This window comes from Parabacteroides sp. AF17-3 (assembly GCF_003635445.1).
In the GTDB taxonomy this organism is placed as follows: Bacteria; Bacteroidota; Bacteroidia; order Bacteroidales; family Tannerellaceae; genus Parabacteroides; species Parabacteroides goldsteinii.
This window is the reverse complement of sequence record NZ_QTMM01000003.1, coordinates 292,452-315,384: the sequence shown is the minus strand read 5'-3', so window position 1 is coordinate 315,384 and position 22,933 is coordinate 292,452. Positions and strand designations below refer to the sequence as shown.

The window sequence follows — 22,933 nt, the reverse complement described above, 5'->3', positions numbered from 1 at the left end:
TTTGATCTAATTCTTTATGGAATCCTTACGTGCTACTTGTATGGAGTCGTTTTCCGGTAACCGACCGTAGTTATACCTCATCAGATTCAAACTATCCACATAAACTTTGAAATAAGAGGTGGAATCATCTTTTCCGTTCAGGCGGATAAAACCATACACGCTCTTTACCTGTTTGGTAGGCAAAGTCCTTAACGTTGTTTCATGATAACCGTCGCGAAGAATTTTGTCGTTTACGGTAATAATCGTATCGCCCTGATTTGCGCTCAGACGGATCTCCGGACGATTCTTCATCGCATCGTTCAATCCCCAGACGCGCATTCCCAATACAAACGTACTGCCGGACGGATAGTTGGTTTCCGGTTTAATATCGACCGCTATCCCGTTAAACAAGGCATTCGGTTCTAAGGTAAGATAAGTAAGACGCGGCCAGATATCTACCGAATCCTGTTTAGATACAGGGGCGGCATTTGCCTGCACATCTCCCAGCGCCTTTTGCCGTTCATTCAGTTCGGCCAATACCAGATCGTACACCTGCATGTACACATCCAGGTTACGCCCATACCAGACCAGCGAACTGTCATAAACAGCCTGTTCTATTTTATGCTTGCGGAATACAGACTGGTAAAGCGCATCTTTCTCAGCATCGTCGCTATACTTTTTATAATCCGTGCTGATCATAGCTTCAGCCAGTTGCATATCGATCAGGACAGCCTTCATTTCCTTTTCCGACAAAATACCATCAGGCACTTTACTACAGGAAACCAACAAAGCTGCCGTCAACAATGCGACACCATATCTGCGCAATTTATTCCGCATTTATTTATTACTTTCTTTTTCTTTAGAGAGACTGGCCGACAAGGTATGCCGGTAAAATATCAATAATAAGAAAACACCTACGCAGATTGCTGAATCCGCCAGGTTGAAGATAGGACGGAAAAAGACAAACTCCTCCCCTCCCCAGATAGGAAGCCAGTCAGGCAATACCGTCTGAATCAACGGGAAGTAAAACATATCCACTACTTTCCCGTGCAGCCATCCCGCATACCCTCCGCCCGCAGGCATAAAAGATGCGATCTGACCGAAACTATGATCAAATACCACTCCATAAAATATAGAGTCGATAATATTACCGATTGCTCCTGCAAATATCAACGAGACACAAGCAATAAAACCGAAGTTATATTTGTCTTTTACAAGCTTATACAGATAATAACCGATAAAGCCGACCGCCACAATACGGAATATCGACAAAAACAACTTACCTATTACTTCTATACCGAAAGCCATTCCCGGATTCTCGGTAAAATAGAGATAAAACCACGGGGTAATCTCTATACTCTCATGCAACTGCATGTGTGTCTTGATCCAAATTTTGAGAGCCTGGTCAAGAATAAGGAGCAGCATTATAATCAACACTGCTCCCCAACCTTTAGAAAATTTCATTTATCTCTTACCTCCTTGTTTTGCTTCGATACTCAAAGTAGCATGAGGAACGGCACGCAGTCTTTCCTTCGGGATCAGTTTACCCGTTTCACGACAAATGCCATACGTTTTATTTTCTATACGGATCAAAGCAGCCTGTAAGTTCTGTATGAACTTCATCTGGCGTTGTGCCAAACGTCCGGCCTCTTCCTTCGACAAAGTTGCGGCACCTTCTTCCAACACCTTAAATGTTGGTGATGTATCAGCCACATCGTTACCATCAGAATTGGTTACACCCGATCTCAACAACTCGTAATCCTTCTTGGCTACCTCCAACTTCTCTAAAATAATGGCGCGGAACTCCTCGAGTTCAGCATCCGAATATCTAGTCTTTTCTGCCATGGTTCATTTAATTTTAGGTTCCACAATTCATAATATATATCAGGCGACCAAGTCGCAGTCCAAATATACGATAATATTTATATGCGGCAAGGGACGCCTTTCTTTTTTATAGAAAAAATCACTCTTTTTCGATTCGTACCGACAGATTGAAATCTTCGAAATCAAGGACAGTCGCATCGCTTATGGCATGTTCCGTTATTTCAACAGATACAGCCAGCACTTGGTTCGCAATGTACTCATTAAATTCCTTAATTGCATCATCCATTTCATCGGTCGAAAGAATAGTCACATTGATTTTATCCGTTATATCGTAACCGTTGCTCTTACGCAAGTTCTGGATACGGTTTACCAATTCGCGTGCCAAACCTTCCTTACGCAGGCTTTCGGTAACTGTAATATCAAGAGCTACAGTCAGACGGCCTTCATTGGCAACCAGCCAGCCCGGGATATCTTCCGAGATAATTTCAACATCCGTACGTTCAACGGTTGCATCCTGTCCTTCCACTTTCAGCGTGAATGTTCCGGCAGCTTCGAATGCAAGGATATCCTCCTGACTCATGCTTTGAATAGCGGCAGCCAGACTCTTCATGATCTTACCGTAACGCGGGCCTAACTTCTTAAAGTCCGGCTTGATACGTTTTACCAGGATTCCGGCAGCGTTATCGACAAACTTCAGTTCCTTCACATTCACTTCGTTCAGGATCAGATTCTTCACAGCTTCGATACTTTCCTGCTGATGGGCATCCATAACCGGCACCATAATGGTTTGAAGCGGTTGACGAACTTTGATATTCACTTTACGACGCAAAGCCAGCACCATGGACGAAACATCCTGCGCCATCTTCATACGTTCTTCCAGATCTTTATCGATCAATGCTTCATCATATTTCGGGAAATCGGATAAGTGGACAGACTCAACCGTCTCACGTCCGGTTACAGCAATCAGGTCGCAGAACAACTGATCGGCATAGAACGGAGCAATCGGAGCCATCAACTTGGCTATCGTTTCCAGGCAAGTATATAAAGTCTGGTAAGCCGACAACTTATCGGTTGTCATACCACCACCCCAGAAACGGCGACGGTTCAGGCGTACATACCAGTTACTCAGGTTATCGTTTACAAATTCGGAGATAGCACGTCCCGCACGGGTCGGTTCGTAGGTATCATAGAATCCGTCCACATCTTTCACCAATGTATTCAGCAAAGAAAGAATCCAGCGGTCGATCTCCGGGCGTTCGTTCAACGGAACATCCGGTTCCGAATAATCGAAGCCGTCCACATTGGCATAGAGCGAGAAGAATGAATAGGTATTATATAATGTACCGAAGAACTTACGGCGTACTTCATCCATTCCGTCGATATCGAACTTGATGTTATCCCACGGAGATGCATTCGTAATCATATACCAACGCAACGGGTCGGAACCATATTGTTCGATCGTAGAGAACGGATCGACCGCATTTCCCAATCGTTTGGACATCTTATTTCCATTCTTGTCCAGTACCAGACCGTTGGAAACAACCGCTTTATAAGCCACACTATCGAAAACCATCGTAGCCAGGGCATGCAGGGTAAAGAACCAACCGCGTGTCTGGTCGACACCTTCCGCGATAAAGTCGGCCGGATAAACCGTACGGTTATCCAATATTTCCTTATTCTCGAACGGATAATGGATCTGGGCATAAGGCATCGCACCCGAGTCGAACCAAACATCGATCAGGTCGGTTTCCCGTTTCATCGGCTTACCGCTTTCAGAGACCAGGATCACCTCATCCACATACGGACGGTGCAAGTCGATCTTTTCGTAATTATCCTTATTATATTCACCCGGATTGAAGCCTTTATCCTTATAAGGATTGCTTTCCATGAATCCGGCTTTAACAGCCTTTTCTATTTCGTTGTACAGTTCTTCCACCGAACCGATACATTTTTCTTCCGTTCCGTCTTCCGTACGCCAGATTGGTAACGGAGTACCCCAATAACGGCTACGGCTCAGGTTCCAGTCCTGAAGGTTTTCCAACCATTTACCGAAACGTCCTGTACCGGTGCTCTGCGGCTTCCAGTTGATCGTATTATTCAGTTCGATCATACGATCACGGCAGGCTGTTGTGCGGATAAACCAGCTATCCAACGGATAATACAACACCGGTTTGTCGGTACGCCAGCAGTGCGGATAGTTGTGTACATGCTTTTCGATGCGGAACACGCGGTTCTGCACTTTCAGCATCATACATATTTCAATATCCAATGTTTCGTCTTTATCGGTTTTCTCCGGATCGTACGCATTCTTTACGAACTTACCCTGGAACGGATCATAGTCAGCCGCATTCATACGGGTCTGTACGAATTCAGGATCCAGGTCTTCCAGCAGATAGAATTTACCGGTCATATCCACCATCGGACGTCTGTTGCCATCCTTGTCGATCATCATTAACGGCGGCACACCTGCTGCCTTAGCCACACGGTCGTCATCCGCACCGAAAGTCGGAGCGATATGTACGATACCCGTACCATCTTCGGTTGTTACATAATCACCCGTAATTACACGGAAAGCACCTTCGCCCGGATTTACCCAGGGAATCAGCTGTTCATAATGCATGCCAGCCAATTCCGGTCCTTTCCATTCGCCAACCACCTTAAACGGTATCAGCTTATCTCCTATCTTATAATCAGACAGTTCCAGACCGGCAGCTTTCGGATTGAAATGTGCATCCATCAAATCCTTTGCCAACACGACAGTCATCGGCATACCGGTATACGGATTGTACGTCTGAACAGCCACGTAAGTGATATTCGGACCTACGCAAAGAGCCGTATTTGAAGGCAATGTCCACGGAGTAGTCGTCCATGCCAGGAAGAATGCATCACCGAACTGTGCCATTTCGGGCTTCGGATCGAGGATATGGAATTGTGCCGTACAAGTCGTATCTTTCACATCGCGGTAGCAACCCGGCTGGTTCAACTCGTGTGAGCTAAGACCTGTTCCGGCTGCCGGCGAATACGGTTGGATCGTATATCCTTTGTACAGCAAACCTTTTTTATATAATTCTTTCAGCAGATACCACAGCGTTTCGATGTAACGGTTATCGTAGGTGATATACGGATTTTCCATATCCACCCAATAGCCCATCTTGTTAGTGAGGTCTTCCCATTCTTTGGTAAACTTCATCACATCGCGGCGGCAAGCTGCATTATAGTCAGCGACAGAAATCTTCTTGCCGATATCTTCCTTGGTTATACCCATGGATTTCTCCACGCCCAACTCAACCGGCAGGCCGTGCGTATCCCATCCCGCCTTACGGTTGACCAGGAATCCTTTCATGGTCTTGTAACGGCAGAAAATGTCCTTAATCGAACGGGCAATAACGTGGTGAATACCCGGCATACCATTTGCAGAAGGCGGTCCTTCGTAAAATACAAATGAGGGGTATCCTTCGCGGATTTCAAGACTCTTGTGGAAGATGTCTCCATCCTGCCACTTCTTCAGCACCTCTTTATTGACATTCGATAAGTCAAACTTAGAATATTCGGCAAATTTCTTACTCATTTCGCGTTATATTTATCTTTCTTCTAAAAATGCCGCAAAGTTAGTGATTTAATTCTAATTAGGCAATAAAGAAATTCGTAGAACCTGATTGGATTTTACAAAGCTAAGTAATCTCCCTTTCAAAAAAATATAACTATCTTTGACCTCATAAAAGGTAACTGCTATGAAATCGACAAATGAATACTTGACACTATTACGGCAATATATGGATTCCCATGCCGGTAAATATGGTATTGTCCGTATGGGGATTTTCGGCAGTGTTGCCCGTGGTGAGCAAACAGAAAATAGCGATGTGGGTATTTGTTTTGAAGCCCCCGCTCCCAATCTACTCACATTAGCCCGTATCAAATTTGATCTTGAAGCTTTGCTAGGATCCCGGGTCGACCTGGTAAGATTGCGTGATCGTATGGATGAGTATCTGAAACGAAATATCGAAAAGGAAGCTTTATATGTTTGACAAAAACAGGATAGTATTAATTCATTCGTGTATTCTTGATCTTTCCTTGACTAAATAGGAGAAAGATCAAGAATAATATTTATCTTTGTATCGGATTTATAAACTATAAACAATTATTACGATGGCCAAACCGATAAAAGAGACTCCAATCATATTTGGAGAAGACGCAAAGCGTTTTAATCAATCCATTAAGGATGTGAAACCAGCTTCTGACGATGAAAAAAGACGTATAAAGGAAGCTTACGAGAATATAAAGAAAATAGCAACCTTTATGATGTGAACATGAAATTAGCAAAGTTAGAAGAATTAGAAAAGATAAAACCGTTTGATTGCGGCGACGCGGATTTAAACAATTAGTTAACGATGTCGAAGACGATACAATTCCAATGTACTATGATTTGAAAGAACTGATTTAAAAATATCCTTTAATAACGATGAGTGATGCCTATATTACATAATCGAATTGCAGCAACAACAAACCTGACAAAGTTTCACAAAACTTTCTCCGCATACTCCTTAATCTTCGATTCACAAATCCGTTTTGTTATATCCCTTAACAATTCTACTTTCGGAGTTAGTTGATCGATATCCTCTTTGGTCACAACAAAATGCGGATTGTACCGGGCATCCACATAAGCAGCCTTTAATAAAGTAAAAAGCCGTTTTTCTTCAAGTGTATCTTGTGGAAAAACTGTTGCCAAATCCTCTGAATACCTTTTAGTGGAAGATGATAGTTTGGAAAGATTATGTTGCTTATTATTTCGTAAAGTATATGTCAATCGAATTGCATAGTAATAATTCTCACAGGCTTGATGAAGATTAAATGAACAAAGTTTATAATTATTCATATTCTCGTAGATAAGCTTGGTAACTCCAAGAAAATCATTTGCGTAACTAAACTTCTCATCAAAATATTCCTGCGCCTGTTCCTTTATCTCTGCATAATTTAATTTCCGGCGGCGAGCCAGTTTGTATTTACCGCTATTATACAGAACAATACCTTCCTGTTTAATCTGTGTATAGAAATATCGCCCCTCCTCCAGGTACTTATTTACTATCTTAATATCATCATTGATAAACTGAACAGGAGTATCCCGGTCAAAATCCTTTCCGGCAAAAAATATATCTTCCACGTTATCCAGAATAGTATCAGCCTTTTTACTATTGATGCCACTGGTTATCACATAGATATCATAATCGGATATTTTGACGGTAGGAATACCGCCATCTTCAATCCGTATGCTACGGCGTACATAATTTCCTCTTGCATAGCTACCATACAGAATAATAAACTCCGTCTGAGGTAATCTTTTCTGTATCTCATTAACCAGAAAGTTTAAATCTTCCTGCTTGTCTTTGGGTAAATAAGCTATCGAGTCTTTCATTATGCCTGTATTATTATGTACGATAATGTCTACAAAAGTACAAAAAGTTTACTGCCGTAACTAATCAAACTTACATACATTCATTTTTTCTGAAACTGCAATACAGTTATAAACCATCTGCTTGCTCTATGCCATATATGCCGAATAAATGTTTTCCCATTTTTTCCTTCATTTATTCATCTGCAAAGTTATAACACTAAAAATAAACGCCTTGCAGATGAACAAAATGAAGAATATCATCCGATCTCTTCTACATGATACAAATTTCCACGCAAAGCGTGGCGAGAAGGATAGTTATTTCGGCGCAGTAAACGACCAAAGCCATTGATCGTTGTGCTACTGAAACTAAGGCGGCTACGCTTACGGATATGTTGCATGATCTCAGCTACTGATAACCAATCGCCTCCATCTTACCGACTTCGAGAAGGACAAGACCATTGTAGGCTGCCATTTTCATCTCTCCGTTCTTCTTCCGGTATTCGGCACCAAAAACAATCCGGGGCAGTTTACTTGCCGCCGGACAAGGACAACCCGGAGGACACTCCTCCAGTTTTTCCCGGAATTCTTCTACTGCACGACCGGACGCACGGTCCTTCATCGTATCGACTAATTCACTAAGTGAAAAGGTTTTAACGGACTTACTTCCGTCTTTATACTGTGTTACATTCATTTGCTTGTGATCCAAGGTGTATTTTCTGCTTAAAGATAAGAAAAAAAACTATGGATAACAAGGCTTCTGTCGATTATTATTTATATCTTTAGTGCGTTATTCTTTCTTGTTTTTCAATTGTCATACGCTTATTCAACAGTAGTCTTACAAGCGTCCTACAGCAGTCGAACAAGCGTATGATAACTGACAAATAAGATATAAGAAAGCACTCCGGCATTACCGGATGCCTGGTTACACCTTAAAAAACAACTGATATGTGTGCAAGATATCGAATGGTTCGCAATCCGAACCCAACGGGAGATAAGAAAAAACAGGCGTTGCATCCGCGTGTAGTACCTTACGGAACAATCCGTACGAACGATCTGATAGAAGAGGCGGAAGCTCGCTCCGGAATGTCGGGAGCCGATCTAAAAGGGGCGTTGCGGGTCATTGCCGATGTGATGGCCAGCCGTCTGGATCAGGGATATAATGTCGAACTGGAGGAATTGGGCTTTTTCAGTGTCTCGCTTTCTTCGCGTCCGGTCATGGATAAGAAGGAGATCCGAAGCGAGTCGATCCACTTCAAGAATGTGAATTTCCGCTGTGGCAAATACCTGAAAAACAAACTAAAGACAATGGATCTGGAACGCATGCCGGAAGGAAAAGGTGTGTTGCCTCCTTTCGAAGAACGGGTCCACAGGCTGACGGAATACCTGGAAAAGCATCATTATATCACTTGTGGCGATTACCGGGAACTGACGGGTTGCTCCAAGTATCGTGCTTTGGAAGACCTGAAAAAGCTGATCGATGAAGGTAAATTGGAGAAAAATGGGTATCGAAGCACCAGGGTTTATTCATTGCCTTCATCTGTAGAGGGTTGATAATAAGCAGATATTACTCACAGATGAACAAATGAAGGAATTATTCCGGAAAACTTATTTTGAATAGAAGAAGTAGAAATCATTCTATTTTGAGATGAATTCAGGACTATAGTATAATGCCCAACCAGGCAAAACTATAGTCCTTTTTCCAAAAAATACCACTTCACCGAGGAGTATGGGAAGTAGAAAAAGTAAACCACTCCAAATTCATTAAGTCTTCATCCTCTGTATCCGCCGGTTCAACCGCTTTAAAAACCAGTACCAACGCATGTTTGCCTGTAACCGGTTTAATTTTTGTTTCATGAACGGCATAAGCCACTTCACCCTCCATAGGAGTCAGATCACAGACTCCAAGCAACTCACCTTCCGGACCATCCAAACGAATTTCGATCTTTGCGGCCCTGTTCTTGCCCCATGTCTTACAAATAAAACGGTCGGCATCGGTACCGGTAAAGTCATAATATTTCCAATAAGCATAATCCCCGTCACGAATACCTGCCAAATACTCTACCGGAATATCGTTATCCGGCCTGCGTACGGATACCATCACATTGCCTGACAATAGACAAGCCCTGGCTGCATCCATCCGATAGAACGGAGAGATGGGACCGCCGATTCCCTGTGTAGTCATTTCTACTTCAGGTATCGTGCCGTCCGGATTAAAAGTGATAGGCTCCAGACAGGCTTTCCGCATAGTACCTGTTGCAGTTGCATGGGTAGGACGATGATAAGCGATATACCATTGTCCGTCGATTTCGGTGATGCAACCATGATTGTTCACCAGATTCCTGTCACTACCCCAATTATCGATAATGACCCCTCTGTATGTATAAGGACCTAACGGAGAAGTCGCTGTCGCATAATCCAACGTAGCGCAGTTGGACTCTCCATGCCGTGAATGGCTTCCATATACTAAATAATAGATGCCGTTTCTTTTGCGGACCGAGCTGCCTTCATTGAAAAAATGCGTTTTATAGGTCAGCAAACTGTCATGAACAGCTCCTTCTATGGAAAGCATATCCTTACTCAGCTTTGCCCCCCTGGCATGCCATTGTCCCCAAAACAAATAGGCCTGCCCGTCATCATCGATGAATACGGACGGGTCAATACCGCTTATCCCTTCCATTACCTTCCCATCCCTGAACGGACCATAAGGAGAAGAAGAAACGGCAACACCTTCATCTTCCCCACCTCCGGCCAGGCAATAATAGAGATAGTATTTTCCATCCCGGTAGATACAGTCGGGTGCAAACAAAAGCCTGTCGGTATAGTCGACCTGCTTCCCCACCCCTTCGGTGGCAAAGGAGAATTGCTCCACATGCCAGTTCACCAGATCGGAAGAAGAAAGCACGTTATAAGAATGCGAACACCAGCTGTTACCGGGTTCGTCGCGCGAACCATAAATATAGACACGTCCGTCAGGCATTTGCCTAACTTCCGGATCGGCTATAAATACACCCGAAGGTGCTATCGGATTCAATGCCCGATGAGTGGAGACAGGAAAGACACTTTCACCTTTATCGGACAATGTCTTCTTTTCTCCTGATTGACATCCGACCAGTAGTCCCACCATAAGCAGACAACCTGCCCAAAAATAGTAATTCATATAAAATCAACTGTTTTTCTAATTATGATTTAAGAAGAAGCTGTATCAAAACCCCATTTTGACACAGCCCTTCAATGTTTATTACGATGGAAAGATCCAGCTTAGTTCCATCCCGGATTTTGCGTCAACGAACCGTTGGTCAGGTCGATGTCTTTAGATGGTACCGGGAACAGGTAATGCCTGGAAGGATCGAATTTATATGTTTCCACATAGCGACGGGGAACACCATCCACAGTTACTGTCCTGTCGGTAGCACCGACACCGTCCAAACGCATAAAAGCACCATATACTTCGCCATTCATTCCCTCACCGGAGACTGCCACAGTCTTTTCAGCAACCTTCCAACGGCGAAGGTCGAAGAAACGCAGACCTTCATTTGCCAATTCCACACGGCGTTCGTTACGAACCAATGTCCGCAGTGCATCTTCCGATGTATAGTTGGCCGCCGTTACACGTCCGCCGCCACAACGATCACGCAATTGGTTGATAATACCGAAAATTTCAGAAGAAGCGGCAACCCCTTTCGTTTCGAGCAATGCTTCGGCGTGCATCAACAATACATCTGCATAGCGGAAATAGATAACATCTACACCACCGTCCAGGATTTGGACCATGGCATGATCGCTCCAGTCGCAATACTTCTTCCAGACATATCCGGTAGATGAAGGCTCTTTCGCATCATAACGTTGTCCCGGGATACTTTCTTCTGATTCCGGATCATAAAGTACCCATGTCATTGTTTTCGATTCACGAATCGTAGAAGTGGGATAGATAATAGATTGTGCCAGACGGGGGTCTCTATCTTTATAAGGATCTTTCGGATTATAAGTAGAACCATTTTCATGTATCAACCGGCCATCAGCCATCGGGTAAGCATCGATCAAACTTCCGGTAGGGGTAAGTGCACGAAGAGCATCTCCACCAGACATTTCTTTCAGGAAAAATGCTTGATTCAACCGGTTACCGGTTGTGATACTTCCACTTGTATGGGCATGTTCACGTGCCAGAATAATTTCGTCCGCATCTTCGGCATTCCCGTTGAACAGGTCGGCATAAGGTGTCTCACCGGCAGTGTTGAGCGAATATTTACCAATCAATTCCGATGTAACAGCCAGCAGGTTACTATAATCATTTTCCCATAAATAAGCACGTGCTTTCAGGGCCTTACATGCTCCGGCCGTAACACGTCCTTTTCCGAGTGCCTTACCATCCAACTCCTTAATAGCCTGGTCGAGTTGACCGTGGGCAAACGCCAGCACTTCAGCCTTGGGCGTTCTGGTCTGAATTTTGGACTCTTCTTCTGTCAACACTTTTTCAACCAAAGGTACATCTCCGTACAGGGCGACTAAACGGATATAACTGTAAGCCAGGAAAAAGCGTATTTGTCCGGTAAGCGCCTCTTTTTCCGCAGTATCCAACTCTGTACATTTCTCTATGTTTTGCAGAAACTGACAGGTCATACGGATATTGGTATAGGCATAAGCCCAATTATTATTTACAACAGAAGTGGTTGTAAGATATGAACCGTTAGCAATCAATTTTATATTGGTATACCATCCCTCCCATGCCATATGGGAATTATCAGACATCGCTTCATCGAAACAAGGATGCATTTCATATTCCAACGGGAAAGAGCGGGAATATACGTCTGCAACAAATGCACGGACATTACCGGGTGTCTGCCAAAAAGTTTCTTCCGGCAATTTATCTTCAGGAAGTGCGTCCAGCACGTCGTCACAAGAACAGAGTGCACATCCTACTAAAAAGACTATCGATAATAATTTATTATTCATGATGATTTCAATTTTTAAAATGTAACATTAGCACCTATGCTATATACTCGTGAGTTCGGAAAAGAAGTGGTATTCAATCCGTTTTCCGGGTCAAAGACTCTATATTTTGTCAACGTGAACAGGTTGGAGCCGGAGAAATAAATCCGGGTCCTCTCTACCGGTGACTTTTCGCCGAACTTAAATGTATACCCTACCTGTAAGTTCTTCAAACGCAGATAAGAGGCATCTTGTACCCAATGCGACATATTGGCATAATTGAGGCGGTTGGCCATTGTCATACGCGGATAATATTTACCGGTAGTCGGGTTCGACGGGTCGAAAGAATCATAATAATGTTCTTCCATAGCCGTTTGAGAACCCAGCGGTTCGATAATGTCGCGTCCGAGGAAACCATCGACTTTACCTACTCCCTGGAACATGGCAGAGAAATCCAATGCCTTATAATTGAATCCCAGGTTCAGGCTGAAGGTATAACGGGGTATCTGGTTACCGATAATCTTTTTGTCGGCTTCCGTAATCTTTCCGTCTTTATCCAAATCCGCGATAATAATATCACCCATTGAGAAATTCGAGTTGTATGTCAACATCACATCTTTGTATTGTTCATATTTTTCCTGCGTGTCGGCAAGTCCCAGCGTTTGCCAACCGAACAGCGCATCGATCGGTTCGCCTTCGATACGGGTAGTCAGGCTGGATGTCGGTGACTTGTATCCGTGCATATCCAGAATTTTATTCCTTACGTCGGACAACATGAAATTAACGTTGTAACTGAAGTCGCTGTTTATCTGATCCTGCCAGTTGACAGTCAATTCCCATCCGCGGTTTCTCACCTTACCTGCATTCGAAATAGGCGGTGTGATACCCAACAGGCTGGGAGCTTCGAGGCTTAACAAAATATCATCCGTATCCCGGTTATACCAGTCGAACGTAAGACCTAAGCGATTATCGAGTACATTGACATCGAGACCGAAGTTCAGGTTCGTACTCGTTTCCCATGTGATAATGTTATTACCCATAACACTTTCCGTCATTAATGATTGTACAGTACCATCGAATAAATAAAAACGGGTACCGCCACCTACAACAGCATACGTAGACATACTCAGATAATTATCGATACTCTGGTTCCCCAGCTTACCCCACGATGCACGCAGTTTAAGGTTCTGCACAGCACTCTTAAGCGGACTGAAAAAAGATTCTTCAGATATTCTCCAGGCAGCCGAAAAAGAAGGGAACGTACCCCAACGATGTCCGCGGGCAAATTTGGAAGAACCGTCACGACGAACATTCGCTTCAAACAGGTAGCGATCTTTGTAAGAGTAATTCAATCTACCGAATACAGAAGTCAAGGCACTATAGGTCTTATTTCCTGTGGCCGTAGCTGTGGCGGCATCACCCGGATCGATCACTTCAAAATCATCGGTCGGGAAATCTTTTCGTGAAGCTGAGGTTGTATTATATCTGAACTGTTCGCGTGATGCTCCCAACAAGACATTAATATCATGGTCGCCGAATTTTTTCATATAATTGGCTGTAGCACTTAAGGTCAGGTTACGGTTGCGATACCAGGTATCTGTCTTGGTATTACGGGCCACGAATATATTCTCGCTCTGTCCGGCCGGTTCGAAAGCATCGTAAATAACTTTCTTTTCAAACTTGTCCACATAAGATGTTTTACTTTCGTAGCCTAATACGCCCTTCAGGAACAATGAGTTCTCGAACAGTTTGATTTCAGGCGAAAGTAACAACGACAGCTTATCCGTTTCATATCGTTGATAACCATATTCATCAGTCGTCATACGCACCGGATTCTTCGGTGTAGAGTGGAACGACCAGGTACCATCCGAATATTTAACCGGCATATTGGGGAATGAACGTGGTGCGTAATAATAGGCATAACCAAGTCCCGGACTCTCTTTGCTGACATCATTGATATAAGCAATGTTTGATTGAATAGTAAGCCAATCAGCCAGGTTAGCCGTCGTATTCAAACGAGTATTATAACGTTCGTATGACGACTCGATAATACCGTCCTGTTTTGCATACCCTACTGTTCCGACATACTGCACGCGGTCGTTACCTCCCGTAATAGAAATATCATGAGTATGTTGTAAAGCTGTATGTAACAGTTCATCGAACCAATCGGTATTCGCTTCATTATGATCGATATCTCCTGTACCATTCTTCATACGATCGATCTTATCCTGCGGGAATAGTAATGTCGTTCCGTCAGGCAATGCTTTGCCGTCGGCCAACATTGCACGGTTGTACAACTCCGCATACTGCCAACCTGTAGCCGATTTTGGCTGACGCGTAGCTTGTTGCCAACCGACATTTCCGTTATAATTCACTTGCACTTTACCTTCTTTTCCTTTTTTCGTTGTAATCAGAATTACCCCGTTGGCAGCACGTGAACCGTAGATAGCAGCCGAGGCCGCATCCTTCAATACCGATATACTTTCAATATCGTTAGGTAAAACATCAGCAATGCTCATCGACATACCGTCTACCAATACGAGAGGACCTGCGTTTTTCCACGTTCCTACCCCACGTACTGTGATGGTCGGATTACTCGATCCGGGTTGTCCGGACGACTTCACAACTGTCAGACCGGGAACCAAACCTGCCAAAGCATCCTTCATGGTTACGATCGGTTGACGTTCCAGCTCTTCACTCTTAACAGATGATACCGAACCGGTAAGATTTATTTTCTTTTGTACGCCATAACCTACGACTACTATTTCATCCAATGCTTGCGAATCCTCTTTCAACACAACATCCAGATGATTCTTACCGCCCAAACGAAGTTCCTGAGGGACATAACCGATATAAGAAACCTGTATGACTGCATTTGCCGGCACTTCTAAAGCAAAATCACCATCGATACCGGTAATTGTTCCTATAGTCGTACCTTTTACAGACACATTCGCACCGATAACAGGTTCACCATGTTGGTCTTTGATAACACCTGTAACTTTTTTATCTTGATTAATTTGCTGAATTTCCTGCTTCTCTGTCGACAGGATTATCTTTCTATCCACTACTGAATAGCGCACATCCGTACCGGCAAACACTGTTTCCAACACTTTAAATATATCGCTTTTCTTAGCTACGACAGAGACTCTCCGATGCAGATCGACATGTTTGATATTGAAGAAGAAAGAGAAATCTGATTGTTCCTCGATCTCATCCAACACTTCTTTTACCGTTTGGTTCCGCATCTCCAGATTCACTGTAGCCTTCTGTGCATAGCTGTCTGTTGCTTGCGCCAAACCTATGGAACATAATAGTAAGAAGACTGATAACTTCATAACTCTCGGTATTTTATTTAAGATAAACCGCAGAAACTCTGCTACCCAAAACTGTTGGGTATTAAAATGTTTTTGCATAACTTTGTACTGATCTAATTAATAAAAGTGATTTACTACTGCTTGTCGCCAAACAAGCGTTTTAAATTAATTCTTTCCATCCGGTGAAATACGCCAATATTTCTCCGGATGTTTTTCTTTAGGGTGGTTTACTTTTCATGATCTTTTCAATTAGATTAATAAATTTCTATTCTCGCTCTCTCATTTGTCGTATTCTGGGTATCCAGATAACGCCATTTTATATTCGATGATATTTTAAATATTTCCAATATACGTTCCAGACGCTGGTTTGTGAAAGTACCGTTGAAGGCTTCACTACGAAGGCGGTCATTGGATAATACGAAGTTTACATTAAAACGTTTCTCCAACATCCGCAATGCTTCCGGTAACGGAGTTGCCAGGAAAACGATCTTTCCGTCTTTCCAGGCAGTCTCTGTTTCACCACTTGTCCGAAGCAGCTTAACCTGAGAAGAGGTTGTATCATACAGCAGTTTTTGTCCGGGTTTCATCTCTACCGTAGCAAGTTTCTGATTCTTCTGATAAGCAAAGCGGACTTTCCCTTCCACCAACGTTGTGGAGATAAACGAATCTCTCTCGAACGCCTCTACATTAAAAGAAGTTCCCAATACTTCAATCTGTGTATGACAAGGACCGGATACGATAAAACGATGCTCAGGATCTTTCTGTACTTCAAAGAATGCCTCTCCTTTTAGTTGAACATTTCTCTTTTCTCCACTGAAAGAAGAAGGATAGATCAAAGAAGATTCTGAATTAAGATAAACTTTGGAACCGTCAGGAAGGTCGACAGTCGTCGTCATTCCCGGATTTGTTTTTATCTCGATCATCCGGGCAATCTCAGTCCGGGGAGTAAAGTGCTCGATGCCCCAGATAATAAGAAGGGGAACAAAGAGAATAGCTGCCACCCGCTGTACCCAGGTAAACCAGTTTACGAGCGAACGTTCCTTACTCATTTTACGGTTGACGGAAGCCAAAGCCCTCTCTGTATTCACCTGCGATTCCATCCGCACCGTGCCCATTGCCTGATCGATGGCATACATTTGTTTGACAATCCGGTAATTATCTTCCGACTGCCCGATCCATTCCTCTACCATCCGGCATTCTTCTATCGTTGCCTCACCGGAACAATACCGGGGAAGAATCTCTTCTATCTTATCTATATTGAATGTTTCCATCTGCACTTTTATCCCTGTTTATATATTAGACAAGAGAACTACGACAGATTACTAAACGGAAATCCACTTTTTTTTGATATTTTTTTTCTACGACAAAAAACCTACCTTTGCAACCAGGGAGAAAGTGATATGAAAAATACCTCACAAGCGATAGATGATTCATTTCTGTTATCAGCCATGCAACATGGGGATAAAAAGGCTTATGGTACCTTATTCAGAAGATACTATCCGATGTTATGTACGTATGCAAATCGATTTGTTAGTCTGGAAGATGCCGAAGAGATCGTGCAGGATGTCATGTTATGGTTATGGGAAAATCGGGAAATACAAACCTTCAACACCTCCTTCAGCCAATACCTGTACAAGGCAGTCTACCACAAATGCATCAATCAACTTACCCGCCAACAGTCACAACTGCGGGCAGAAACACGTTTCTACGAATATATGCTGGAAATGCTACAGGATACCGATTTCTATCAAACGGAAGAGCTGAAAAAGCATATCTTTGAGGCAATACATGCCTTACCGCCCAGTTACCGAGAGGCATTTGTAATGCATCGCTTTGAAAATAAAAGTTATAAAGAGATTGCCGAAATCCTGCAAGTTTCCACCCAGACGGTAAATTACCGTATCCAGCAAGCCTTAAAACAGTTACGGGTCAGTTTAAAAGATTATCTACCGATCATCTTCTTATTACTCCCCAAAAACCTGCTTTCTTAAAGGCTTACTGAATTGTAAGGTTAGATTTCAGAATCATTCACCGGCTTCCCGTAACTGTTCCGCCAGTTTATCCATATCTTCCGGGCTGGCTGCTTTCTTGAATTGCAACTCTCCCTTCTTATTGATGATAGCGCAATGAGGTATGTATAAGGCACCGTTATTTCCGAATGTATTGTAGATATCCATCTTGAAAAACTCATTAATAATAACGTGGTCGCCCTTCAGATTATAATACCCGGCCATCTTCTTCCACAAAGCGGCATCGGTCGGACGGTCGATAGAAACATACAACAATACGATGTCATTCTCTTTCGCATATTGTTGCAAAGGTTTCACATGGGCAAAAGACTCACGACAAGGACCGCACCAGGTAGCCCAGATATCGATAAAAATAACTTTGCCGGCATATCGGTCGGTTATCTCTTTAAAGGAACGCACACTATCGGTGTTCAGTATATGAATGTCTTCGGGAAGCTCCTGATTGTTGAATGCAATATTTTTCTGTATCGCTTTTTCCAATGCCGGAGTCAGCGTGCTACCCGGATGCAATTCTTTAAACTGTTCGTATAAAGCCGGTATCCCCGTTGAATAACTCTCGTTCGATGCGTCTTCAAGGATCACGTTAGCCATGGCGACTTCCTGTACACGCCCTTTCAGGTTGCTTTTATACCAGTCGAAAAGTTTCTGTTTACCTTCATTCCGGTCTTTAGGCTGCTGTTTTGTTTTCATGTAAAGTTCTATACCGCCTACATTGGATATCACATCAGCAAATGCTTCGGAAAAGACATTCTCCGGCTGACTGATATCCGCATATGCCAACATTTCCGGATAGACGGCCTCCCACTCTTTCTTTGTTTCTTCCGTACCCTGATAGTTAATACCAAAATATTGGTTCATAAAGGCCAGCAACATCTGCATACGAACGTCTTGTATCGCCCTCTTTTTGAATACATCATCCCCCCCTGTAATCTTTTGCTCTATTCCCGACGCATAATCCGTCAGTTTCTGATAGACGGAAGAGGCTACTGTATCCTTTGCTACCTGGAAAGCATCGCCTCTTCGTGCTCTCAAATTAAAGACTTCTTCCTGTAAACGGGAAAGTTCTTTTACTATTTCATTTTCTTTTACCAACGTATTTTCAATACTCAGGTTATTTTCGAGGGATGCGTCGATATCGAGTACATTCTTTCCCGGTTCAGCATAAACCGTTCCCAGGTATTTTTGCCCATAGATATAGAAAGATATCTTCTCATTTCCTTTAGACGGAAGAGTGATACGATACGTACTGTCGGCTTGCAGAAACAAGGTATCCCTTTGTGTCGCATTGTATATACCATCCATTGTCGGCCGATAAACAATCGTATTACCGGAAAGATTCGAAACTTTACCTTCAAGGATTATCGATTCCGGCGAACACCCCGTTAATCCCCAAATAGCTATACCAGCCAATACACATCCCAGTCTTTGATTTTTCATCTTATTAGTTTTAGATATTTGCTACATAATTGATATACGCAAAAGTAGAGAATTATTTTAATCCATATCTACCGTTAGGTATTTATTTCTGTTGGCTTGTTACGCGATCATTTTTCTTGTGAGGAAGCATCCAGAGCCATTAAAAGAGCGACCACTTCCGAATAATTCTGACGGCCGGAAGGAATGTTGTTTCCTTTCAGGAACCAATTATAAACTGTGTCCTGTATATCACCGATTATCGGGCTATACAACGTTTGCCAGTAAGCCACTTTACGGTTGTAGGCATCTTTCACATCCGGAGAGATCGTTTCTTTCCAACGGTTGAATTCCTCTTCCGGCAACAACTGGTACGCATTACCCAGCACATAAGGCAGCAAACCGAAATAAGCGGAGAAACGTATTTCCGGCACTTCGGATCGTGAACATGCCAGAAAACCGCACAGGTTTGCCTCCGCCTCATTGGAAATGCCCAGTACATGTGCCATTTCATGAGCATAGGTGAAAGGATACTGAACCGGAAGCAGATCCGGATTCAGATTGTATTCGGTAAAGAACGGCCCCATATATCCCAGTACGCCGACACCGCTCATCAGGGCCGGGACCAGCATCGGTTTCGGATGCAGGTAAGTTGCAGGCGAGACCAAGCCGAAACGTCCTGCTATTTCCTGGTAGCTTTTCTCCACTTCCTTCGCCACGATAGCCTCGTCAATCTTCCCGACAGGAACAAAAGAAGCATTCAATGCCTCCGTGTAATCAGCCAGAAACGAACGGAAGTTATCCTCCGAATAGGCTGCATAAGGCACCTCCGCCCGGGCATAGAAGTTCATCCTGAAATAATTCATCCCCCAGGCCATATAGAACCAGACATATACCCAAAGCAAAAACTCGGCCATCCGCCCGATAGTTCTGAGCCACGGACGCCGTTTCACAATCGCATAAACCAGATAGACTACCAACCCTGCAATACTGCCATAAATGAAGCAATCGCCGATCGAGAAAGGGAAAAGAGAAGAAAAACGGGACAACACCGCCGAAAACACCGGATAAACCGTACGGGCATACCACTCTCCCATCACAGGAAAAGACATAGTCGTCCGGATAAACACCAGCAAAACCACCAGTACAACCCAGCGCAAACGTATATTTTTAATCACATCCTTTACATTCATCATGCAAACAAAGATAGATAATCCCTTTCACTCTCCAAACGGATTATGAATTTATACAGAGTTAATTTCCCCATTTACCATCTACTTTAAAACAAAAAACAACATAAATATACCACCACTTTAAAACAAACGAGCTATCTTTGTAAAAAAGAAAGGAGAAACTTTATGGAACAGGCATTAAATCCCGTAGATTGGTATATGAAACTGTTGGCTCCATTAAGTCCGGATATAAAATTAGACTTAATCAGCAAATTGTCTGAATCTTTAAAAGACACGCATACATATTCAAAAAAAACCTCATCCAAATCTTCCGATTTCTTCAGTGCATTATCAGGAGCTTGGGAAGATGATACTTCTGTTGAAGATGAAGTCCGGAAAATCAGGGAAAGCAGAACCAGTAACCAAACTCGAATAATAGACGAATTTTAATGAAAACTAAAGGTTATCTGTTAGACACCAATATCTGCATATCTATGCTTAAGAACAAATATGGTGTTCGCGAGGCGATATTAAAAGCCAAAGCTGAAAATTGTTATGTATCTGAAATAACTTTAGGAGAACTCTATTTTGGTGCATCATTCTGTGACAATAAAAAAGAACGTTTAAAAGATGTTGCCTTTATAGTAGACCGTTTCAAAGTAATTTCCGTTTCAGGAACATTACCTTTATTTGGGGATATCAAAGCTAATTTGAAAAGAAAAGGAACATTAATTGATGATTTTGATATCTTAATAGGATGTGCAGCTATTCATAACAACTTAATCCTGGTTACAGACAACATAAAACATCTGGAAAGACTGCCTGGAATTTTCATCGAAAACTGGACAGTTAGATAGGATGCACAAATATAAACCGTGCCCCGCCGGTATAAGCAGGATCGACAGTTAGCGTGCCACCGAAAAGTCCGGCGATCGTACGACAAATAGGCAGGCCCAGACCGGCTCCCTGCTTGAATTCATCCACCTTTTCAAAGCGGTTGAAAATGCTTTCCTGTTTGTCGGGAGGTACACCGCAACCGGTGTCCGTGACAGAGAAAATAACTTGCATCTTCTCTTTGTCGACCTGATAATCGAGGTTGATCTCTCCCTGAGCGGTGAATTTGGCGGCATTGGTCAACAGGTTCAGCAATAATTGCTGCAAACGAAGTATGTCGGTCTTCATGACAAAATCCTTTTCCGAACAGGTCAGAGTCAAGTTTACACCCGGCTGTATTTTCTGCTGCACACTCTTTTCAACATCCTTACAACATGCATAAATATTGCACTCTTTGAGGTTCAGATTATAAGACCCCGATTCCAGACGCGATAGGTCGAGAACGTCATTTACCAGGTCGAGCAACAAGTCCGAATTATTATTGATGATCCGGACAAACTCTTTCCTTTCTTCCTCGTCCGCATCTTCCAGCAAACCGGAAAAGCCGACGATCGCATTCAACGGCGTCCGTATCTCATGGCTGATGTTGGCGACAAACGCGGACTTCAGCCGGTTGGATTCCTCCGCCTGTTCTTTGGCTATACGCAGTTTATCGGTCGTATCGATCAATACCCCGCGTTCCTTTTGCAAGTCATCCTTTAGTTTGCGGACATGGTAAACGTAACGAAGTAAAAAAGAGAACAGCAACAACAGCACACCGAAAAAGACAAGCGAGACAGTCAGTTGGGTTTGCTTTTGAGATAACTGTTCCTTCTGGTAAACCAGGCGTTGCTCCTGTATTTTCTGTTCATTCAGATCATGCAGTGTACGGAGCTGGTTTAGCTGGCGGGTGAAAGCCTTAACATTTATCTGTTCTACAAACGTCAGCAGTTGATCGTAAAAGACCAGCGCCTCCTCTTTCTTTCCGGCCGCTTTCAGTATCTCAGCCTTCAATTTAAGAGGTTCGGTAGAATAATCGACAGACAATACTTTATCTATTTCACGGATCGCCTCGGGATACTTTTTCACATAAAAATAATACCGGGCCATCGCCAGGTTGTATACCGAGATCAGAAAAGGGTCATTCCTGTTCGTATCGTCCACATAAGAAGACGCCTGTTGCATAGCCTTCTTCGCCTCTTTCGGTTTATCTTCTGCAATATATAAGTTCGTATAATAGGAATACAAGAAACAATACTTCTGCCGGAACGGATAATTCATCCATTTAGCTGGTTGTTCACTCTCCATCATATGTATTACAGACTCATAATAAACAAGGAGCGACCTCATTTTCTCCAATTCATTAAGCCTCAGGTAAGCAATCAAGAGGAAGGGCGTCAGTTGCATTTCATAATCAGGTTGCCCCCCGGACTCTTTCAGCAAGCTCATCCCTTTTTCAAGAGCGGTCGCAGCATCCCGGTCGCGACCGATCATGATATAAATCAATCCCAAGTATTCATTACTCGAGATAGTTCCTTGCAAATTACCGGTCTCATCCGACAGCATCTGAAGACGCACGGCTTCATTCATCGCCAACTCGTATTCTTCATTATTCAGGTAATAACGACAATAATAATTCAGGAAATCAAACGCCTCATGAGGAGTTTCCTTGCGAACCTTCGTTACCGAATCGAATATCCCTCCCCAATATAGCAGGCTATCCAGTTTATTCAGGTTGCAATAATAACGTCCCAATCCGGAAAGGGCATAATAATAATGATTCATAGAATCGACCGGAGCCGCCGTTTCCATGAGTTGTTGCAGATAACCGACTTCTTCCGGCGTTTCCCAGTTCAGCCGAGACAACCCGAGCAATGACTTTAGTTTCACTTTCACATCCGTTGTATTCCGAAGAACGGACAACAAACTATCCTGACCTGATTTCTTTTGATTTTCAAAACTATTCATACCCAAACAGTAATCAAATCCACTCAACAAGATCAGATTAACGAT

20 protein-coding genes are annotated in these 22,933 nt (G+C 43.2%); 6 read left to right on the top strand and 14 right to left on the bottom strand.

The window, feature by feature from the left end:
- Positions 1–6: 6 nt before the first annotated feature.
- The 4 genes from DWW91_RS05705 to ileS form a co-directional block, all read right to left on the bottom strand.
- Positions 7–816 carry a DUF4296 domain-containing protein gene (locus DWW91_RS05705; RefSeq protein ID WP_122327206.1) on the bottom strand — a complete coding sequence of 270 codons (810 nt, stop codon included), beginning with the start codon at positions 814–816 and terminating at the stop codon, positions 7–9.
- A complete protein-coding gene (locus tag DWW91_RS05700; RefSeq protein WP_122327205.1) occupies positions 817–1,443 on the bottom strand; it encodes a lipoprotein signal peptidase in 627 nt (208 codons plus the stop codon). It lies immediately after the preceding gene.
- A complete protein-coding gene (locus DWW91_RS05695) occupies positions 1,444–1,824 on the bottom strand; it encodes a TraR/DksA C4-type zinc finger protein (RefSeq protein ID WP_007657507.1) in 381 nt (126 codons plus the stop codon).
- A gap of 118 nt (positions 1,825–1,942) precedes the next feature.
- Positions 1,943–5,371 (bottom strand): isoleucine--tRNA ligase, encoded by a 3,429-nt coding sequence (gene ileS / locus DWW91_RS05690; RefSeq protein ID WP_122327204.1) that lies wholly within the window; start codon positions 5,369–5,371, stop codon positions 1,943–1,945.
- A gap of 163 nt (positions 5,372–5,534) precedes the next feature.
- Between ileS and DWW91_RS05685 the strand changes: the two genes are divergently transcribed.
- The gene (locus DWW91_RS05685) at positions 5,535–5,828 is read left to right on the top strand and encodes a nucleotidyltransferase family protein (RefSeq protein ID WP_122327203.1); all 294 of its coding nucleotides are present in this window, start codon (positions 5,535–5,537) and stop codon (positions 5,826–5,828) included.
- Between the two features lie 121 nt (positions 5,829–5,949).
- Positions 5,950–6,108, top strand: a complete 159-nt coding sequence (locus DWW91_RS27800; protein WP_007657504.1) for a hypothetical protein — start codon at positions 5,950–5,952, stop codon at positions 6,106–6,108.
- Positions 6,109–6,319: 211 nt separating this feature from the next.
- Here the strand turns inward: DWW91_RS27800 and DWW91_RS05680 are convergent, their stop codons facing one another.
- From DWW91_RS05680 to DWW91_RS05670, 3 genes are all read right to left on the bottom strand, one after another.
- Positions 6,320–7,213, bottom strand: coding sequence for a HEPN domain-containing protein (locus DWW91_RS05680; protein WP_010802343.1), 894 nt, complete (start codon positions 7,211–7,213; stop codon positions 6,320–6,322).
- Between the two features lie 236 nt (positions 7,214–7,449).
- Positions 7,450–7,590 (bottom strand): DUF3874 domain-containing protein, encoded by a 141-nt coding sequence (locus tag DWW91_RS28360; RefSeq protein ID WP_081615940.1) that lies wholly within the window; start codon positions 7,588–7,590, stop codon positions 7,450–7,452.
- Positions 7,591–7,598: 8 nt separating this feature from the next.
- Positions 7,599–7,883 carry a BT4734/BF3469 family protein gene (locus DWW91_RS05670; RefSeq protein WP_122327202.1) on the bottom strand — a complete coding sequence of 95 codons (285 nt, stop codon included), beginning with the start codon at positions 7,881–7,883 and terminating at the stop codon, positions 7,599–7,601.
- A 254-nt stretch (positions 7,884–8,137) separates the two neighbouring features.
- On the opposite strand from DWW91_RS05670, the gene DWW91_RS05665 reads away from it, so the two are divergent.
- Positions 8,138–8,743 carry an HU family DNA-binding protein gene (locus tag DWW91_RS05665; protein ID WP_048316454.1) on the top strand — a complete coding sequence of 202 codons (606 nt, stop codon included), beginning with the start codon at positions 8,138–8,140 and terminating at the stop codon, positions 8,741–8,743.
- A gap of 163 nt (positions 8,744–8,906) precedes the next feature.
- Here the strand turns inward: DWW91_RS05665 and DWW91_RS05660 are convergent, their stop codons facing one another.
- The 4 genes from DWW91_RS05660 to DWW91_RS05645 form a co-directional block, all read right to left on the bottom strand.
- Complete coding sequence (locus DWW91_RS05660) at positions 8,907–10,349, bottom strand: family 43 glycosylhydrolase (protein WP_122327201.1); 1,443 nt, start codon at positions 10,347–10,349, stop codon at positions 8,907–8,909.
- A 101-nt stretch (positions 10,350–10,450) separates the two neighbouring features.
- The gene (locus DWW91_RS05655) at positions 10,451–12,142 is read right to left on the bottom strand and encodes a RagB/SusD family nutrient uptake outer membrane protein (protein WP_122327200.1); all 1,692 of its coding nucleotides are present in this window, start codon (positions 12,140–12,142) and stop codon (positions 10,451–10,453) included.
- 14 nt (positions 12,143–12,156) lie between these two features.
- Entirely contained in the window at positions 12,157–15,453 is a 3,297-nt protein-coding gene (locus DWW91_RS05650) for a TonB-dependent receptor (RefSeq protein WP_007657492.1), read from the bottom strand.
- A 233-nt stretch (positions 15,454–15,686) separates the two neighbouring features.
- Positions 15,687–16,703, bottom strand: a complete 1,017-nt coding sequence (locus DWW91_RS05645) for a FecR family protein (RefSeq protein ID WP_046145146.1) — start codon at positions 16,701–16,703, stop codon at positions 15,687–15,689.
- Between the two features lie 129 nt (positions 16,704–16,832).
- Between DWW91_RS05645 and DWW91_RS05640 the strand changes: the two genes are divergently transcribed.
- Entirely contained in the window at positions 16,833–17,423 is a 591-nt protein-coding gene (locus DWW91_RS05640) for an RNA polymerase sigma-70 factor (RefSeq protein WP_122327199.1), read from the top strand.
- 33 nt (positions 17,424–17,456) lie between these two features.
- On the opposite strand, the gene DWW91_RS05635 is transcribed toward DWW91_RS05640, so the two are convergent.
- Both DWW91_RS05635 and DWW91_RS05630 read right to left on the bottom strand, forming a co-directional pair.
- Complete coding sequence (locus DWW91_RS05635; RefSeq protein ID WP_122327198.1) at positions 17,457–18,899, bottom strand: TlpA disulfide reductase family protein; 1,443 nt, start codon at positions 18,897–18,899, stop codon at positions 17,457–17,459.
- A 107-nt stretch (positions 18,900–19,006) separates the two neighbouring features.
- Positions 19,007–20,071, bottom strand: a complete 1,065-nt coding sequence (locus DWW91_RS05630; RefSeq protein WP_370449563.1) for a DUF3810 domain-containing protein — start codon at positions 20,069–20,071, stop codon at positions 19,007–19,009.
- A gap of 162 nt (positions 20,072–20,233) precedes the next feature.
- Between DWW91_RS05630 and DWW91_RS05625 the strand changes: the two genes are divergently transcribed.
- Together DWW91_RS05625 and DWW91_RS05620 are read left to right on the top strand one after the other, a co-directional pair.
- A complete protein-coding gene (locus DWW91_RS05625; RefSeq protein ID WP_007657482.1) occupies positions 20,234–20,497 on the top strand; it encodes a hypothetical protein in 264 nt (87 codons plus the stop codon).
- The gene (locus DWW91_RS05620; RefSeq protein WP_122327197.1) at positions 20,497–20,904 is read left to right on the top strand and encodes a PIN domain-containing protein; all 408 of its coding nucleotides are present in this window, start codon (positions 20,497–20,499) and stop codon (positions 20,902–20,904) included. The genes DWW91_RS05625 and DWW91_RS05620 overlap by 1 nt, the downstream gene beginning before the upstream one ends.
- Here DWW91_RS05620 and DWW91_RS05615 read toward each other — a convergent pair.
- A complete protein-coding gene (locus DWW91_RS05615) occupies positions 20,897–22,888 on the bottom strand; it encodes a HAMP domain-containing sensor histidine kinase (RefSeq protein ID WP_229102473.1) in 1,992 nt (663 codons plus the stop codon). The two genes, DWW91_RS05620 and DWW91_RS05615, sit on opposite strands and share 8 nt — an antisense overlap.
- Between the last annotated feature and the right edge of the window lie 45 nt (positions 22,889–22,933).

Bases quoted from the DNA above. Each gene is read 5' to 3' on its own strand.
- DWW91_RS05705 (WP_122327206.1), bottom strand. From the start codon at position 816: ATGCGGAATAAATTGCGCAGATATGGTGTCGCATTGTTGACGGCAGCT.
- DWW91_RS05700 (WP_122327205.1), bottom strand. From the start codon at position 1,443: ATGAAATTTTCTAAAGGTTGGGGAGCAGTGTTGATTATAATGCTGCTC.
- DWW91_RS05695 (WP_007657507.1), bottom strand. From the start codon at position 1,824: ATGGCAGAAAAGACTAGATATTCGGATGCTGAACTCGAGGAGTTCCGC.
- ileS (WP_122327204.1), bottom strand. From the start codon at position 5,371: ATGAGTAAGAAATTTGCCGAATATTCTAAGTTTGACTTATCGAATGTC.
- DWW91_RS05685 (WP_122327203.1), top strand. From the start codon at position 5,535: ATGAAATCGACAAATGAATACTTGACACTATTACGGCAATATATGGAT.
- DWW91_RS27800 (WP_007657504.1), top strand. From the start codon at position 5,950: ATGGCCAAACCGATAAAAGAGACTCCAATCATATTTGGAGAAGACGCA.
- DWW91_RS05680 (WP_010802343.1), bottom strand. From the start codon at position 7,213: ATGAAAGACTCGATAGCTTATTTACCCAAAGACAAGCAGGAAGATTTA.
- DWW91_RS28360 (WP_081615940.1), bottom strand. From the start codon at position 7,590: ATGCAACATATCCGTAAGCGTAGCCGCCTTAGTTTCAGTAGCACAACG.
- DWW91_RS05670 (WP_122327202.1), bottom strand. From the start codon at position 7,883: ATGAATGTAACACAGTATAAAGACGGAAGTAAGTCCGTTAAAACCTTT.
- DWW91_RS05665 (WP_048316454.1), top strand. From the start codon at position 8,138: ATGTGTGCAAGATATCGAATGGTTCGCAATCCGAACCCAACGGGAGAT.
- DWW91_RS05660 (WP_122327201.1), bottom strand. From the start codon at position 10,349: ATGAATTACTATTTTTGGGCAGGTTGTCTGCTTATGGTGGGACTACTG.
- DWW91_RS05655 (WP_122327200.1), bottom strand. From the start codon at position 12,142: ATGAATAATAAATTATTATCGATAGTCTTTTTAGTAGGATGTGCACTC.
- DWW91_RS05650 (WP_007657492.1), bottom strand. From the start codon at position 15,453: ATGAAGTTATCAGTCTTCTTACTATTATGTTCCATAGGTTTGGCGCAA.
- DWW91_RS05645 (WP_046145146.1), bottom strand. From the start codon at position 16,703: ATGGAAACATTCAATATAGATAAGATAGAAGAGATTCTTCCCCGGTAT.
- DWW91_RS05640 (WP_122327199.1), top strand. From the start codon at position 16,833: ATGAAAAATACCTCACAAGCGATAGATGATTCATTTCTGTTATCAGCC.
- DWW91_RS05635 (WP_122327198.1), bottom strand. From the start codon at position 18,899: ATGAAAAATCAAAGACTGGGATGTGTATTGGCTGGTATAGCTATTTGG.
- DWW91_RS05630 (WP_370449563.1), bottom strand. From the start codon at position 20,071: ATGATGAATGTAAAGGATGTGATTAAAAATATACGTTTGCGCTGGGTT.
- DWW91_RS05625 (WP_007657482.1), top strand. From the start codon at position 20,234: ATGGAACAGGCATTAAATCCCGTAGATTGGTATATGAAACTGTTGGCT.
- DWW91_RS05620 (WP_122327197.1), top strand. From the start codon at position 20,497: ATGAAAACTAAAGGTTATCTGTTAGACACCAATATCTGCATATCTATG.
- DWW91_RS05615 (WP_229102473.1), bottom strand. From the start codon at position 22,888: ATGAATAGTTTTGAAAATCAAAAGAAATCAGGTCAGGATAGTTTGTTG.